The organism is Acetivibrio mesophilus, assembly GCF_004102745.1.
GTDB lineage: Bacteria > Bacillota > Clostridia > Acetivibrionales > Acetivibrionaceae > Hungateiclostridium > Hungateiclostridium mesophilum.
Map to the genome: position 1 here is coordinate 95,572 of NZ_RLII01000003.1, position 16,074 is coordinate 111,645.

14 protein-coding genes and 1 riboswitch are annotated in these 16,074 nt (G+C 36.6%); of the genes, 4 read left to right on the forward strand and 10 right to left on the reverse strand.

From position 1 onward, the window contains the following. Window positions 1–96: 96 nt before the first annotated feature. Window positions 97–972 (reverse strand): 4-hydroxy-tetrahydrodipicolinate reductase, encoded by an 876-nt coding sequence (gene dapB / locus EFD62_RS04140; RefSeq protein ID WP_128705785.1) that lies wholly within the window; start codon window positions 970–972, stop codon window positions 97–99. A gap of 179 nt (window positions 973–1,151) precedes the next feature. After that, window positions 1,152–1,282, reverse strand: a riboswitch (cyclic di-AMP (ydaO/yuaA leader). Window positions 1,283–1,483: 201 nt separating this feature from the next. Continuing rightward, entirely contained in the window at window positions 1,484–2,734 is a 1,251-nt protein-coding gene (locus EFD62_RS04145; protein ID WP_128705786.1) for a D-alanyl-D-alanine carboxypeptidase family protein, read from the reverse strand. 202 nt (window positions 2,735–2,936) lie between these two features. Here EFD62_RS04145 and EFD62_RS17735 point away from each other — a divergent pair, with 202 nt between their 5' ends. Together EFD62_RS17735 and EFD62_RS04150 are read left to right on the forward strand one after the other, a co-directional pair. Further along, window positions 2,937–3,086: a hypothetical protein gene (locus EFD62_RS17735; protein ID WP_170176840.1), complete on the forward strand. Its 150-nt coding sequence runs from the start codon at window positions 2,937–2,939 to the stop codon at window positions 3,084–3,086. A 123-nt stretch (window positions 3,087–3,209) separates the two neighbouring features. After that, on the forward strand, window positions 3,210–4,364 hold the full coding sequence (locus tag EFD62_RS04150) for a DUF362 domain-containing protein (protein WP_069193378.1): 1,155 nt from the start codon (window positions 3,210–3,212) through the stop codon (window positions 4,362–4,364). Window positions 4,365–4,472: 108 nt separating this feature from the next. On the opposite strand, the gene EFD62_RS04155 is transcribed toward EFD62_RS04150, so the two are convergent. Beyond that, on the reverse strand, window positions 4,473–5,114 hold the full coding sequence (locus EFD62_RS04155; RefSeq protein WP_069193377.1) for a PilZ domain-containing protein: 642 nt from the start codon (window positions 5,112–5,114) through the stop codon (window positions 4,473–4,475). A 339-nt stretch (window positions 5,115–5,453) separates the two neighbouring features. Between EFD62_RS04155 and EFD62_RS04160 the strand changes: the two genes are divergently transcribed. Together EFD62_RS04160 and EFD62_RS04165 are read left to right on the forward strand one after the other, a co-directional pair. Next, window positions 5,454–6,278, forward strand: a complete 825-nt coding sequence (locus EFD62_RS04160; RefSeq protein WP_069193376.1) for an RMD1 family protein — start codon at window positions 5,454–5,456, stop codon at window positions 6,276–6,278. Between the two features lie 22 nt (window positions 6,279–6,300). Next, window positions 6,301–7,110: an RMD1 family protein gene (locus EFD62_RS04165; protein WP_069193375.1), complete on the forward strand. Its 810-nt coding sequence runs from the start codon at window positions 6,301–6,303 to the stop codon at window positions 7,108–7,110. Window positions 7,111–7,606: 496 nt separating this feature from the next. On the opposite strand, the gene EFD62_RS04170 is transcribed toward EFD62_RS04165, so the two are convergent. The 7 genes from EFD62_RS04170 to EFD62_RS04200 form a co-directional block, all read right to left on the reverse strand. Then, window positions 7,607–8,053 carry a chemotaxis protein CheX gene (locus EFD62_RS04170; protein ID WP_069193374.1) on the reverse strand — a complete coding sequence of 149 codons (447 nt, stop codon included), beginning with the start codon at window positions 8,051–8,053 and terminating at the stop codon, window positions 7,607–7,609. Window positions 8,054–8,306: 253 nt separating this feature from the next. Next, window positions 8,307–9,770, reverse strand: coding sequence for a nicotinate phosphoribosyltransferase (locus EFD62_RS04175; protein WP_069193373.1), 1,464 nt, complete (start codon window positions 9,768–9,770; stop codon window positions 8,307–8,309). An 11-nt stretch (window positions 9,771–9,781) separates the two neighbouring features. Continuing rightward, window positions 9,782–10,456 carry a cysteine hydrolase family protein gene (locus EFD62_RS04180; protein ID WP_069193372.1) on the reverse strand — a complete coding sequence of 225 codons (675 nt, stop codon included), beginning with the start codon at window positions 10,454–10,456 and terminating at the stop codon, window positions 9,782–9,784. Between the two features lie 184 nt (window positions 10,457–10,640). Beyond that, complete coding sequence (locus tag EFD62_RS04185; RefSeq protein ID WP_069193371.1) at window positions 10,641–10,835, reverse strand: H-type small acid-soluble spore protein; 195 nt, start codon at window positions 10,833–10,835, stop codon at window positions 10,641–10,643. Window positions 10,836–11,838: 1,003 nt separating this feature from the next. Continuing rightward, window positions 11,839–12,237, reverse strand: a complete 399-nt coding sequence (locus EFD62_RS04190) for a zinc-ribbon domain-containing protein (protein WP_069193370.1) — start codon at window positions 12,235–12,237, stop codon at window positions 11,839–11,841. A gap of 218 nt (window positions 12,238–12,455) precedes the next feature. Next, window positions 12,456–14,738: a transglutaminase-like domain-containing protein gene (locus EFD62_RS04195; protein ID WP_069193369.1), complete on the reverse strand. Its 2,283-nt coding sequence runs from the start codon at window positions 14,736–14,738 to the stop codon at window positions 12,456–12,458. A gap of 49 nt (window positions 14,739–14,787) precedes the next feature. After that, a complete protein-coding gene (locus tag EFD62_RS04200; RefSeq protein ID WP_069193368.1) occupies window positions 14,788–16,056 on the reverse strand; it encodes a DUF58 domain-containing protein in 1,269 nt (422 codons plus the stop codon). Window positions 16,057–16,074 lie beyond the last annotated feature (18 nt).

Below are 16,074 nucleotides of genomic sequence, written 5' to 3' on the forward strand. Positions count from 1 at the left end.
ATTGAAATTGCAGCAAAAAAAAAGCTTTGGAGCATCAAGCCCCATTGCTTATTTCTCTTTCATTTCATTATCATAGCAATATCTATTTCCCAAAAACTATACTACATTTACAGGTGAATCATCAACAGCATTTCTGTATTTTTTGAATTTCCTTTTCTTTGTGGTCTGTTCTTTCTCAAGATAGTCCTCAAGGACCTTATGAAGATTCAACACATCATTCATTTCATAATATCCAACCTTATCATGAATAAACTCAATAGCCTTTATCGCTCCTAATGCAAAAGCCCTTCTTGAAAAAGACTCATGAGTAATTTCTATTTTGTCATCTTCCCCAACAATCATAACCTCATGTTTACCGACCACGCCCCCAGCACGAACCGCATTGATAGGTATTGTGTTTTCTCTAGCACTAACGCCCGCAGAATCAAGACCTTTTTTAATCTCTCTTGCGATTTTAACTGCAGTACCTGACGGTACATCTATTTTTTTCTTATGATGAACCTCCGTAATCTGAAAATCATAACCATTTAATATACTGGCAGCAAGATTGGTTAAAAGCATAAGTACATTTACACCCAAAGTTATATTAGGCGCATAACAAATGGCATTATGATATTTTCTTGTAAGCACAAACAACTTTTTTAAAGAGAAATCCGTAAAACCTGTAGTTCCAACAACGATATTGACCTTCATCTTCGAGAATATCTTTGCATTTCTAATGGTTGCTGCCGGGGTTGAAAAATCGACCACTACATCAGGTTTTGTTTTAAATATTACCTGTTCAAGATTCTTTTCACCATCAATAATTATTCCTGAATTGATGCACCCAATAACATCGTCCAGTGGTTTCCCTAAATTTCTACTTCTGGAACTACACACAACCGAAACCAACTTCATATTTTTCTGTTCTAAAATAACCTTCGCAATTTCCTTTCCGGTCTTGCCAAGCCCCACCAGGCATACTCTAATCAATCGAATCCCCCCTATTTTATCCTGATTTGAAATATAGTAAATATGTTTTTTTGAAAACCTCTCCATTGTCACCTGCCAACTTGCTAAGTCCAGCTGATAATGGGAATAATCACTTGTATATGACAAAAGCCGCAGAGAAGCTACTGCGGCCTAATTAATACACAAAATATATGTACCCACACTCCTCTATCAACGCCTACGAGGTTAGCTGACGGATTTGGATCGAAAGAGATTAACCCTACTTAGCAATAGCTAAGATTCACCCCAAAAATGGTTCCCCCGCTCAAAATTGATTAGGCGCTATAATATTATTTTTTTGAATTATACTTTCAAACCTTCATACGTATTAAAACATTAATACATTATATGCAAGAGAAGATAAATTGATTATCTAATGTCTGTATTATTTATCTGACTAGTTTTCTAAATATGGATTGTATGACATTATATCAAATCATGAAGTATATGTCAATACAATGATCGGGCAATATAGCTCGAATACTTACGCCCCTTAATTGCTTCCCGACTTATTATTAATCTTAAAAAACAACCGCTTTATTAACTTTACTATATGATTAAGAATAATAATTATTTCTACTACCAAAAGAATACACAGCAATATGGCTATATCCCTGTACTCCTTCACCTGGTTAAGCAATGACTCAAACCAGCCTACCGAAGAATACACATCAACAGCCGGATGAAGACTTACTTCAATAATCGTTCCATCCTCTAAAATATACTTTGCAATACCTAAAACATCACTTTTTAGTACAGGAGGCGTGAGGTTATCAGCAACTTTAAACTCAATATCCTTTATATAATTTTCTCCTGCAGGATACGTATAGTAATAGTCACCTATACTAACCAAATCTATGCTTTTATCACCTACCGAAACTTTCTTCAAAGGCTGTCCCAAAGATACCAGAATGCCTGTCCTATAATTTAAAAAGCCATAATCCAAAAGCTTTACCGAATCATCATACAAGCTTTCTTCCGGTGAATCAAGCACTATGCATATCATCCTCTGACCGTTCCTTGTGGCTGTAGTGATTGCAGTTTGGCGATGTTTCTCATTATATCCGGTCTTGCCTCCGTCAACACCATCATAACTCCAAAACAACTCATTGCTGTTTATCAAAATTTGTGTACCATCAACCCATGGTCTGGCCTTCGTTGAAAAAATTTCGTCAAAGATATTCGATTTTGATATTGCATATCTTATCAAGATGGCCAGATCATACGCTGTTGTATATTGTTCTTCATCATACAAACCTGTCGGATTTGTAAAATAAGTGTCCTCCATTTCAAGCTCTCTGGCCTTCTTATTCATAAGCTCAACGAATCCCTTTTCATCTCCGCCTATATGCTCTGCCAAAACATTGGCACTATCATTGGCCGAGCCCAACAAAACCGAGTATATCAGATCTTCAATCGGGTACTTGCCCCCAACCTCAAGATTTAACACAGACCCTTCAACGGATACCGCCTTTTTACTGACAGTGACCTTTGTGTCCAGTTGGTTCTGCATTTTCTCCAAAGCAATAAGTCCGGTCATAATTTTATTTGCAGACGAAACATGTAGCTTTTCATTCGGATTCTTTGCATAGAGTATTTGACCTCTCTGCACCTCTGTCAGAATAGCAGAAGGTGCCATGATTTCAGGAACTTCTCCGACGCCAAAAGCCGAACCCACAAAGGAAAATAAAACCAACACAACTACTGTTAAGCATTGAATTTGCAGCAAGATTTTTTTATACATATCCTACCTCATCTAGTCCTTTTTTTAGTACAAAATAAAAGTATATATAGTCAACGAAATATTTATTTGAATTTATAGGCAGATTGCTTTAACAATATTATAGTACTTTAAATTCATTAATACAACTTGTAATAATATTTCTTCTTAAATTTCCTGCATTTCTTTTTGCTATTCAGGAAAACTAAAATTGGGAGGTGAAATTATGTCTAAAAATAATAAGAAGCAAAAAAATATTAAAGACGCATCAGGCAAATATGAATTTGCAAACGACCAATTGGGAGAAAACATAGAGCCTAGATATGAAGATATGACTAAGGACAAAAAAGCCGGCAAGAAAAACAGCAAGAAATAACTTGAAAAATAGCAAACAGGCTGTGCAGCTTGTTTGCTATTTATATTTCCATATTCCCCTTTAAATTTTCGTTAATATGTGCTAGCATAAACAATAAAAGAAAAATAAAGGTGGTTAAAAATAATGTCAAAGGTGGCTTTAATCAGATGTGAAAGCTATGACTACAATGCCGTTAAAGCATCTGTAAAAAGGGGACTTGAGCTTTTAGGGGGTCCTCATAAATTTGCAGCACCCGACGAAAAAATACTCTTAAAACCCAATCTCCTTTCGGCAGACCCGCCGGAAAGATGCAGCACAACGCACCCCTCAGTATTTAAAGCTGTGGCAGAGATATTTAAGGAAGCAGGAATATCAAATCTCACCTATGGTGACTCTCCCGGTATTCACAAACCTATAACCGCTGCTAAAAAAACCGGATTGGAGCAGGCCGCAAACGAACTTGGTATTAAACTCGCGGATTTTTTAGAAGGCAAGGAAGTTTTCTTTGAAGATGCAATTCAAAATAAGAAGTTCATAATAGCCAACGGTGTTCTTGAGAGCAACGGCATAATTAGCTTGCCCAAACTGAAAACCCATGGATTTGCCAGAATGACAGGATGCGTAAAAAACCAGTTCGGATGTATACCGGGACCACTAAAAGGAGAATTCCACGTTCGTATCCCCAGTATAATCGACTTTTCAAAAATGCTTGTGGATCTCAATGTTTATCTGAAACCGCGTCTTTTTGTCATGGATGGAATCATGGCAATGGAAGGCAACGGTCCTAGGGGTGGAACCCCTAAAAAAATGAATGCAATACTGTTGTCTTCAGATCCAATTGCTCTCGATGCCACCGTCTGCAGGATGATAGACCTAAACCCTGAGTTTGTCCCTACTATAGTATTTGGAAAGGAATCGGGCCTTGGCACCTATGCTGAGAATGAAATTGAAATCCTTGGCGACGATATTCAAAGCTTTATAAATCCTGACTTTGATGTAAGAAGAGAGCCTGTAAAGCCCTTTAAGCCCGGAGGAACAATCCAATTTCTTAGAAACTCCATTGTTCCAAAACCCTACATCGATGAATCCAAATGTATAAAATGCGGAGTATGCGTAAACATATGCCCGGTGAAGCCCAAAGCTGTGGACTGGCATGATGGGAACAAAAAGGAGGCTCCAACCTATATTTACAGAAGATGCATAAGGTGTTATTGCTGTCAGGAGCTTTGTCCTGAAAGCGCAATCCATCTTAAGGTTCCATTTATCCGAAAGTTTTTTTACAAGCCCAACCAAAAATAAAACCTTCATTTAAATCGATAATGAGTAGAATTGCAAAAAGGAGTCAGATGACGGTTTTCCGTTTTTCCTGACTCCCTTATTAATCTTACTATGCCAACATATCAATTTTTATTCCTTTAGGTCCTTTAAAAACTTTTCCTGCATGCTCTTTATGTTCTGAAGATAAAGCCTTATCAAATTTTGATTTTGAGCATCAATATTTGTTATTTTAAGTCCATACTCAAAGTACCTCGCAAATGATTCCTTTCTTATAATGTCAGACCTTAGAGAAATAATAGTTTTGTCAACATCCTTGTCAATTTTTACTTCCTGAAATGTCGGATATATTATGACTTCGATGTTCTTCTTCAATGGAAAGTCGGCATTGGTGTTAATCATTAATCCGTCAAGGCTCATATCCTTGATTGTAGCAACATTCATTTTGTCAGAGCTGTCACATCTAATCTTTGCGTAAAAAGATACGGGAAACCTTTCGTACTCCCTCTCTTCCTTCAAAGATCTGACAGCTTCGACCTTCAATTTTATATAGCTACAATCAGGGTCTATTCCGGTTACAATACAACTTGCTATGAATACTTCATCCCCCTCCTCATAGCCCAACACAACAGGGTCATTTTCAAGAAAATTCAGTACAGCAAACTCCCGAATAAGCTTCACAACAAGCAAATCCTTTTCAATTTGCAGTACCACGCTTTTAAGCCACGTTTTTCCGGAATAGTGTCGAATAGATGCTATTTCTCCAACTTTCATATTTCTTTGCCCCTCCTGTGATATATAGAAAGAACTGCATTTAAACATGTGCGACTAATAAACATATGTAACACTGATAGAAAATCATAGAATTATATTTTCTACAAAGGCATGTAAAAATCCTTCTTTTTGCTTTTCATTGGTGTTTTCTTGTGATATAATTGTCATAGCAAGAATTACCTTTTGTAATTAATTTGCAATACGGATAATTCCTGTTAGAACCAAATTTCTTTCCTTTTGTTATATTATACCACTGATATTGTTACTGTTTTTTAAGCAATCTATAAGAGAAATAACACTAGCAAATATGTTTATACTAAAAATTGAAGGTGATTGTGGTTGGATAAAATGATTTTTAAGGCCTATGCGGTAACAAACGAAATAGACCTGAACAAGATTGCCGCCAAATGCAACATCCCTAAAAAATATACCTGGGAGGAGCCTCTAATCCTTAATGAAAATGTTTTATCCTCAATTTTCAATAAGGATATTCCCGAAGGTCAAAAAATCCTTGTATTCTCCTTTGGAAGCATTGTTTTTATGAACTGCCCTTCCGAATACGAGAAGCCTTTTATTGAGTACTTGAAAAAAGAAAAGAGTGATATAGACGTCGAAAACTACAAAAAGTATTCCGACGATTATGAACTGCAAATGACGGAGAATGCAGAAATAGAACTCACTGACAGTTATCTGACAGTACCGAAGTTTGAAGTTTTTCATCCGGAGCTTGTTTCAACTGTTATTGCCAAGTCAGTGGCCCTAGAAAAAACCGAGGAACACCTCAGCACAATCTTAGATAAACTGGAAGGCATGATTGACAAGCTGGAAAAAGGAAAGCTCAATATCGGAAACAAGGAAATTGCCAAAACCACATCAAAAATTGTACGTCATGAGTACAATACGATAGCTTACATAATGATACTCGACAAACCGGACATCACCTGGACCAATAGTGACGCCAAATATCTTTATGACATGATGTCAGAGTTTTTCGAACTGAATGACAGATATATAACCTTAAAGGAAAAAACAGACATTCTAAACAATGTATTGAGCGGTTTTTCTTCGATAAGTCATTCTATTAGAGGACTTTTCGTCGAGTGGGTTATAGTTATACTGATATTTGTAGAAATAATCCTTATGTTAGCTGACTTGTTAAAATAATTTTGATGAGGAACTGATAGATATGAAAACAGTCCGCTTTATAAGCTATAAGGTCGCAGCCTCTCTTCCTATAGACAAGATTGCTGCCTTCCTTAAAACCAATATGAAATTTACATGGAATGAATATATTTTAGTAAGTAGCAATCAGCTTGATGCTATTTTAAAATACCACAGCGAGGATAAGGCCGTTTATCTTTTCAAATACGGCTGCATTTCCTTTGTCAATTTAACGGATAACGAGATTTACAGCTTTCTTAAGTATATAGAATCAATAACATCAAAAATAAACTACAATCTGATACATAAATATCACCTAAGTCATAATATCAATATCGATGACAATTTAAGCTGCATCCTTTGGGAAAACAGCAACACAAAGGTGGATTACAATAAAAATACAGATCACATTTTAGCCATCATTTTAGCCCGTTCAACGCAAATGTACTTCTTCGAAACGCAGTTGAACACGATGCTGGATAACTCAGAAAAATTTCTCATTTCCCTTCAAAAAGGGCGACTTCCGTTATTCACCAGGAAATCCTACAAGATAATGGCTAAAATCCTGAAGTTTGAATTTGAAAGCATGAGCTGTATCAGAATTTTTGAGTATCCTGTATTTGATAAGCATAGCATGAAATCAAATGAAGTATATGATGCCCTCTCAGAATATTATGAACTTAGTGATCGTTTTAACATAATGCAAAGCAAAATTAAAGAGCTCAGAAAAATAGTTGGTCTTTATTCGTCATTAAGTCACAGTCAAACAGAAAATCGCCTTCTTATGTTTGAAATATTTCTTTTGTCGCTGTTTTCATTGTCTCATATCATATAGACTTCAAGCAAAAGCGCGGACATCGAGCCATTTCGCTTCAGCGTCTTTCATTTCACCCAAGAGCATAAAGAAAGATGGAGAAAACATTATATGCTTCCTCCATCTCTTAGTTAGACATTATTGGTTATTAACCATATTAGAAAAGTGTATTCAGATCTAATAATAATGCGTGTACATTTTATATGCACATTATATGCACAGGGGGTAAAAACTTATGCTTTATTTATAATAAGAGAAAAGCACTATATAATCAATGAAATATTTATTCCTCTAAAAGAGAATTATTCATCGTCCTCCAATCATATCCTAAGGGCATGTATTAATAAAAATGTCAAGGTGTTTTTGGACAAAAAGGCCTAAAAAAACAGCGGAGCCTGCACAAAGATTACTCTTCATACAGGCTCCGCTGCTATCACAAAGAGGGAATAAGTATATATTGGTTATGTATTGCACTTGCATCCCAAACAAATGAAATTAATTAGAGAATCAACCAAAACTATTCAACGCTAAATAATACATCCATCAATTGCCCATCCATATTAAAAACGAACTTATTTGTGCTTGACCTTTGAAGCAAAACAGAAATTCCCTCCCCGACAACCAGCGTGGGTGTAGAAATATAAATCGCCGATTTTATGTCCACTCTGCTAAAAGCGTTTCCTGCAATTATATTAAGCAATTCGCCCATTGCACTTCTAACCATATCATTAACTTCTGTAAATTCCATGCCTCCCAGCATAGCCGATGCTATAGCCAAAGCAGATTCTCTGTTTGCTGTTACAATCAAATTGCCGCTTAGTGCACCATAAACTCCCATAACAACATTTACATACTCTGCTTGAACCAAGCTGTCTCTCTCATCCTTTTCGGCAAACATAGAAGGAAGCCCAAATTCGGACAATACTTCCATTGTCGTTTCTATAAAGGCCTTTTTAACATCCATTGTTTGCACTCCTTTATATAATGGGATTGCCTGTCAAATTGTAAAAGCAATAAATATTTGAACTGCCAAGATGAATACCTATGATGAAAACAATTACGGTCGGTCAAATGCAAAATGCAATTTATGAGTTGTTTTTATCATAAAGGTGTTAGAAAAATTTTCTATAGTATTATTATACGACCTGACAGTTCAATTTCCTTCTTAAATCATCAAAAAAATATATATAAAAAATCTCAATAATTTTTGTGTTTTTTCACATAGATATAGTATGTTGCTTAAGCAGCCTATTCTTGACATTCCACAAATCTTCACTTAAGTCTACATAATATTTGTGAGGGTTTTCAAATCTAAGCACTTCATCCCAGAGGGTATTAATCTGTTCCATGCAGTAATCCCTAATTTCGTTTACTTCCGGTGCTTCATATACACATCGTCCCTTATCAAAAATCTGAACCTGAAGCTCCTTTGCATAGAAATCTGTCAAAGTCTTTCTCTTCCATGTATGCTCCGGATCAAATATCTCATAGGGCTTGCTATCATCAATGACTTCATCTGCATTTACCAGAACATCCGCTATAGCTTTGTTATTTGCCCTTTCAAACAATCTATACACCTTTTTATATCCAGGGTTGGTTATCTTTACTACGTTTTCGCTCATTTTAATTTTCGGTACTATAGTTCCATTTTCTTCAACTGCCACAAGCTTATACACACCTCCGAAAACAGGTTCGGTTCTAGATGTTATCAGTCTTTCGCCTACACCGAAAATGTCAACCTGAGCCCCCTGCTGCAATATATCTCTGATTATATATTCATCAAGAGAATTTGATGCAACAATTTTACAATCAGTAAATCCTGCCTCATCAAGCATCTTTCTTGCTTCCTTTGAAAGATATGCAATATCTCCCGAATCAATTCTGATGCCCTTAGGTCTGAATCCTCTTGGTACAACCTCTTCATTAAATACCTTGATGGCATTTGGTACTCCGGATTTTAATACATTATATGTGTCCACAAGAAGAGTGCAACTGTCAGGATATACCCTGGCATAGGCTCTGAAAGCCTCAAGCTCCGAAGGAAATAGCTGAATCCAACTGTGGGCCATTGTTCCCGATGCTGGGACTCCAAAATCCTTATCTGCAATAGTACATGCCGTCCCGATACATCCACCAATATATGCTGCCCTTGCTCCCAACACAGCTCCATCATACCCTTGAGCTCTTCTGGTACCGAATTCAAGAACCGGTCTTCCCTGCGACGCCCTGACAATTCTGTTGGCTTTTGTGGCTATAAGACTCTGATGATTAACCGTAAGCAGAATCATTGTTTCTATAAACTGTGCCTGTATAACCGGTCCTCTTACTGTTATAATAGGCTCATTGGGGAAAATCGGAGTCCCCTCGGGTATTGCCCATATATCGCAACTGAATTCAAACTCTTTGAGGTACTTTAAAAAATCTTCGCTAAAGATACCCTTGCTTCTTAAAAACTCAATATCGTCGTCCTCAAACTTAAGGTTGTTTATATATTCAATAACCTGAGCCAATCCAGCCATTATGGCAAACCCACCATTCTCAGGCACTTTTCTGAAGAACATGTCAAAGTAGGCAATTTTGTCCTTTAATCCGTTTTCAAAATAACCATTTGACATTGTAATCTCATAAAAGTCAGTGAGCATACTAAGTTTCTCGCTCTGGTTCCAATTAATTTTTCTCATTATTAAGCCCCCTATTCAATAATATCTTCTACAACCTCGACCCCATTGATTATCATATTATACGCTGCCATAACATTCATCAAGTTTCTGTCATGCTGACCCAAGTCATAGGTATCAACTGCATTTAACGGAACAATAACTCTTGCTCTTTTGTTATTCTTATTATAGTATGCTCTAAGCGTAGTCGCAAACTGCTGTACGCAGATATCCGTACAATCCCCAGTCAATATAAAGGTATTGATATCAGGATTTTCCGAAAGCCAGTTTCTGAAAGCTTCTTCAAGGAATCCATTGGTAGAATTTTTTTCAATGAGAGTATACCCTCCGATATTTTTTATTTCATCCACTATCTCACTTTCCGCCGTCCCCTTAAGGCAATGCTTAGGGTATGCATCAAACTCCGGTGATTCATCGGTATGGCAATCTGCAAAAGCAATTTTTCGGATTTTAAGCTTATCACAAATTGCACTGAGTTCACATACTTTGGGTATAAGCTCTTCGACAGCATCGCTTTTTAGAGCCCCTTCTTTTGCAAAACCGTTTGTCATATCGATAATAATCAAAGCAGCTTTATCGGCCTCAATTTCACCAAACCTTACAACAGGCAGCTTTTCAAGCATATCCAAAATTGATAGTAGAGTATCATTGCTTTTTTGTATAAATTCATTCTTTTCCACAATTTTCATAAAAAATCCCCCTCTTTTTGTTGGTATTATGATTAGTATTGGTATTATAATTATTATGAAATATTACCCAGTGTTATTATTTATTTGTTATTATCATTATAATACTATATCAAAACAATGTCAACAAAAATTTTTCAGGGGGAGATTAATAATCCGATAAAGATGATTTGATTTTCGCAAAAGCTTAATAACTATTTTTTGGTAATTCCTTTTCCACCAACATATATACAGGTACTTCCTTTTCCTCCTTTGTCTGAATGAAGGAAACATGAGCCATGTTATTGTTCATTACCTTTTCGATCCATACCGGTGAGCCTTGATGAAGTACCTCAATGACCTGATCCGACTCAATAATTTGTTGTGCTCTGGTTGCATCCATTTATATATCATCTCCTGTTTCTTATTTTTATTAATTGCATTAAATAATAGCATTTAGCACAGCAATATAGAATATTTATTGCTTAATCTATATTATTGCCTATTTGACATCTTAATATTTTATTATAAAATAATAAGTTTATTATATTCATTTATGTGGATAAGGTGTTGTATAATTATGACATGGGGAGGAAGTTTAGAAAGTAGTATCTAAGAGATTAAAGAGAAGATTCATTGACCCGTGTTTTAATTGCTTTTTCAATTGTTTTCAATAAGTAAGATCTTACTATTATATTATTTTTATTAGTTAGTTTTTTGTTTTATTTTTCTAAAGTCGGTTCATCTAAGGAAGTGAACCGGTGCGAATCGCAAAGGCAAGTCCATGTATTTTGGGGAGTTTTATAAGAAAAGATAATATTTATAGGGGAGTCCTTAACGAGCTTGCCAATCCATTTTCTTCAGAGGATGGATTGGCGAGGACCGTGACCACTGAACAGTTTTACTTTTGTGTACGTACACAAATATAATTCTGAAGAAGTTAGAGAAAAATTTAGAGAAAGAAGTTCATAAAGATATTTAGAGAAAAAAATTTATAGAAAGATTTGTAGAGAGAAATTTGAAGAAATATTTAAAATGAGAGAAAATGAGAGATAGTTTTGTTTTATTAAATGAGAGAAATTTCTTTTTTCGAGGGGGATATTTGTGAAAAATTTAAAAGCAAAATTAGTTTTTGCATTCTTGATTGGAGCCGCTATTGTCGGTCAACTTGCGACTGTAGCTCAAGCCGAATGGTACAAATTTAGATAATTTTGCGACATGAAACTGTTGTAGAACTGATTAAAAGAATTGGTTCTGCGACAGTTTTTTATTTTGCATATACAATAAAAACAGCCCCCACCCACCAGATAAAATCCATGGAGTGAGAGCAATAACTTTAAGCTTTCGGTATCATAATTCTACCATTTTTCTTTGTATCAGTCAAACTTTTATTTTAATTGAGTTTTTTAAGTCAATTCATTTCTTTTTTCCTTTTCTCTTTCAAACTCTTGCATATCCCTGATAAAATTCAGCTGAGTCTCTGTCCTTATTACACCGCCTGCCCCATTCACAATGCTATTCATACGTGCAGAAGCATCCGCTGATTTATTTTTTTCTCCTAAATTCCCTATCATCTCCCGGAGTTGTTCAAATTCCTCCTTTTGAAGCTCCAAATAAGCTCTACACACCGGGCATATCAAAAGATAATTGATTTTATAGGGTATTACTGGTACAAAAAACAGTGTAAACCAAGTGGTTGTTTTCTGCAAATACCAGCTACTTTCATTATTGCAGTTATTGCATTGAATTTTCCGGACCGGACCATAATTTTTTGATGTCCGAAATCCCCATCCAAAGATAATCATATAAAACCTCCCTTAGCGAATAAACTTATTAAAATGCAATACACAACTAAATTCACAAAGGCTATTGAAAAGAGTATAAACCAAGGCGCTGTTATGAAGTGAAAAAACGAATATTTAAACTTAAGAACATACTACACCAATATTTTACTCCATTTTATCACATTATACAAGTCTTATTTTTATTGAATAGAATTTACTTTTCTGCATTTTGTGAAATTCTATACAAACCAGAAATACTTGAGAAGATTAAACCATTTCAAACGGCCCTTTATATAAACCACAACATCCCTATAAAGAGCGATTCCTAGCTTAACATCCTCAGCCGACGGCTCTATTTGGGCATATTTTGATTTATTAAATATCTCAATGAAGTCCAAAACAGCTATTCCACTTTCCTCATAAATCCTCTTTCCATACTGCAAAGGAGTCTCATGCAGATCCCTATTGAGTTTTACAACACTGAATAATTTTATTATCTTCGAGAGAATTCTACCGACCGCCTTATTCGCGTCAAGTTTTTGCATCTTCTTCTTCCATAAGTGAATATATACTTTTCGTATAAGGGCTATCCAAAACATCAGTGTAAAAAGGAAAAACGGTATAGACAATATCCTAACCCAAATCGGCACGATTTCAATAATATTTATAAATGCTTCTCCAAAAGCTATCAATGCGGATTGGACTTTGCCGAAAAATACACTCAGAGCATCTTGTTCCGTAACACTCACAGTAGGTTCAAAGACCATCCACCCGTATCCAGGTATATAAACCTCAGGAAAAGCATGGGCATCCTTATCCCTGACAATAAATCGTCCGGTATTACTGTCAAATTCATCCGCCACATATCCTTCAGAATATCTCGCCGGCAAACCGCATGCTCTGGCCAGTACCACCATGGCTGACGCATAGTGAATGCAAAAACCTTTTCTGCTCTCAAAAACGAAATAGTCTACTGCCTCAGCGTCGGTCGGTATACGCGGTGGATTCAAATCATATACATAGTTCGAATTATGAAAATACTGCTCAATAGCCAGCGCCTTATCATAGTGGCTTTCTTTTCCCTCTGTTATTCTTTGGGCCAGGTTATAAATCCTGTCGGATATTTTCTGGGGCAGCTGGGTATAATTCTCATACACACTCTTCAAATCTTCTGACGCACCGTATAACACATTCAAATCGTTATAGCTTATTTCAAAGGGCTCACCAGTAGCCTTTTTATATGAATCCATGTTCAGTAAAGACTCCGCCCTCGTTCTATCCAGAACTTCTATAAGCTTGTGCTCAAAGGAATTCTTACCTATCCTCTGGGTCATGTATTCTACATCATAGCTTCTCCATGGGCTTGGCGTACCCCTCTCTCCGATATTGCAGCTTCCCGATTTGTTCATAGTTATACTTTCGGAATTGTCATATTCCGAATAAACATCAATTGCTCCTATAGGTACAGGAATTAATCTTGTTGAAAAATTGTTTACATTTATTATAGTTGCTTTTCTTTTGGCTTGGGAAGTTGAAGTATAATTCCAAATTTGGGAGGATTCCGGAAGTGATGACAGTACAATTCCTTCTTGCCTTGCCTTCTTCACCAACTCTACAAACACACTGTACTTAATCCCGTCATTGTAGTAATTTTGGATAGGCTTATATTCCTGTAACTCTTTATCTCCAACCTTCCATATATTATTCTCATATTTGTCCCAGCTCTGAATTCTCAAATACAGTGGCTCTTGCGCCTCAACTTCAAAAAGTATCCTGTCGCTTAGCGGAGCACTCAGAGAGTCCAACTGGCTCTGTGTTTTGAGACTCAAAGGATTAAAGAGGTTGTTGTTTATACCCTGGAACAAGTTCTGCTGTGCTGCCGTTCCGACTAGAGGCTGTACAGCCTGTTCTATTACTGCATTTACATAAGCAAGCCTTGGGATAACATTCGGCTTTGGGGCAACCAGTGAAACAAAAAATACAATTGAAAGGAAAATCACCATTGAGAAATAGTACCAGCGATTGATTGGGGCATTATGAGCCACTACTTCCGCTCTTTTCTTTCTTGTGCGCTCAAAATACAACAAAAAGAAAAGTATAATATATATTGCAAAATGTATTGTTATTCCTTTTGCCGTTTTAGCTGTATGTATTAAAAAAGGAATAAGACCTGTCAGAAAGACCACTGCCACTCGATAGCGAATTATTGTGAAATAGTAAATTGCCGAGGCATAACCGTAAACAACAAACAGAAAAACAAGAAGCTCCTTGTCTCCCATGGTTATGACAATCTGGCATATAAGCAAATACAAAAAGGAAAATGCAAAAAACAACAATATTTTTATTCTGCTGTGCTTTTGTGCAAAGTTGTAGGCTGCAAAAATCACACAGGTAAAAGCAATTGCCATAATCAGAATTCTTATATCAAACAAGCCAAACATTGATCTTGATGTCCAGTTTATTAAAGCCACGGATATCGCTATTGGTAGTATCTGCCTTCTTAGGCTGTGTGTACTATCCATTATTTTACCCCCTTAATTGTCCAATGCTTCTTGGCCTTTGATATACAGTCTATACCAAGACCTCTGAAATCTCGTCCCCAAGCCCAATTATCCACTGGTTCATTTTAGCTGCTCTCGGCTGCTCTTTCTCCCATCCTGCGGACTTAATAATATTCCCGGCATGCTTGATTGCAACCAAATCCACTGTCATTTTTAGCTCCTGCATTCCCTTCATTATCTCTGAGAGCTCATTGTCAAATGAAGCAGTAAACACTATGGCATCCCCTCCGGCAAAAATCCTGCCGTTGCCGCTGTGCATGGTAATGATCGAGGTAGGAAGACGTTCCTTGCTAAGTCGCTCCTTCGAAGGTAGAAATTTATATGCTGCAAGTCGATGCTGCATCCTAACAATTTGCTCTCTATCCTTAATCAAATAGCTCATCCACTCCCCATGTTCCAAAAGCCACACTTCTACGTCTCTTCCGGCTTTTATCAACATATCGGCAACAGATATAAGGGCATCCAAAATCTTGTCCTCCCTCTCGCCAGCACTTTCTGCCTTTTGTTTTGCCCCCTTTATGACAACAGGGTCAAGTATCAGCTTCTTTCTCGGAATACCCCGCCCCTCGTCCTTTCTCACCATAAACACATCCGTTTTTGCAGAAAGCTTCCAGTGAACCTTATGCAGGGGATCTCCGGGTTGGTACTCACGAAATTCATATCCGGGTTCTCCATTTAGACAGTTTAGAAAATTAAAATCGCTCAGCGCCGTACCCTCATCTTCGTTTGCAAACTGTGCCGAATCAAGCAAAAAAGCGCTGTTCATCTTAAGCTGAGAAATTTTATTTAATACTGTTATCTCTCTAGCTCCTTCCACCTTATTCTGCCTCTTCGAAACAGAAAAGCGAAAAAAACCTAGAAAATCTCTTATTTTAATATCCTTAACTCCAATTTCAGCTATTCCTCTATACTTTGCCCTGTACTCCAAGTTGATTATTTGGGTTTTATACGGCCCCAACGATACTATAGGGTTTGGATTGTCCAGAGGAAACAGATTTTCCGGAACAATAAACGATATATCGATAAGGGATATCGGAATCAAGGATTTGTTTCGAAGAAATAGGCTTATTCCCACAACACCACCCTTTTCCACCTGCGATGCATGGACCTTTTCATCAATTGAAATCTCCAGGCTCCTTAGCGATACAATAGAAAGAATCAAGGACAAAATGGGCGAAAAAATCAGCATGTAAAGCATCAACATACTGGTTTCATCCCCAAATATATATGTATATAAGAACATACCTATTAACATAAAAAGATACACTATATAGCTCATCAGACACTTCCTTCTATG

Excerpts from the sequence above, each read along its gene's own strand:
- EFD62_RS04145 (WP_128705786.1), bottom strand. The coding sequence starts at position 2,734 with ATGTATAAAAAAATCTTGCTGCAAATTCAATGCTTAACAGTAGTTGTG.
- EFD62_RS17735 (WP_170176840.1), top strand. The coding sequence starts at position 2,937 with ATGTCTAAAAATAATAAGAAGCAAAAAAATATTAAAGACGCATCAGGC.
- EFD62_RS04150 (WP_069193378.1), top strand. The coding sequence starts at position 3,210 with ATGTCAAAGGTGGCTTTAATCAGATGTGAAAGCTATGACTACAATGCC.
- EFD62_RS04155 (WP_069193377.1), bottom strand. The coding sequence starts at position 5,114 with ATGAAAGTTGGAGAAATAGCATCTATTCGACACTATTCCGGAAAAACG.
- EFD62_RS04165 (WP_069193375.1), top strand. The coding sequence starts at position 6,301 with ATGAAAACAGTCCGCTTTATAAGCTATAAGGTCGCAGCCTCTCTTCCT.
- EFD62_RS04170 (WP_069193374.1), bottom strand. The coding sequence starts at position 8,053 with ATGGATGTTAAAAAGGCCTTTATAGAAACGACAATGGAAGTATTGTCC.
- EFD62_RS04175 (WP_069193373.1), bottom strand. The coding sequence starts at position 9,770 with ATGAGAAAAATTAATTGGAACCAGAGCGAGAAACTTAGTATGCTCACT.
- EFD62_RS04180 (WP_069193372.1), bottom strand. The coding sequence starts at position 10,456 with ATGAAAATTGTGGAAAAGAATGAATTTATACAAAAAAGCAATGATACT.
- EFD62_RS04185 (WP_069193371.1), bottom strand. The coding sequence starts at position 10,835 with ATGGATGCAACCAGAGCACAACAAATTATTGAGTCGGATCAGGTCATT.
- EFD62_RS04190 (WP_069193370.1), bottom strand. The coding sequence starts at position 12,237 with ATGATTATCTTTGGATGGGGATTTCGGACATCAAAAAATTATGGTCCG.
- EFD62_RS04195 (WP_069193369.1), bottom strand. The coding sequence starts at position 14,738 with ATGGATAGTACACACAGCCTAAGAAGGCAGATACTACCAATAGCGATA.
- EFD62_RS04200 (WP_069193368.1), bottom strand. The coding sequence starts at position 16,056 with ATGAGCTATATAGTGTATCTTTTTATGTTAATAGGTATGTTCTTATAT.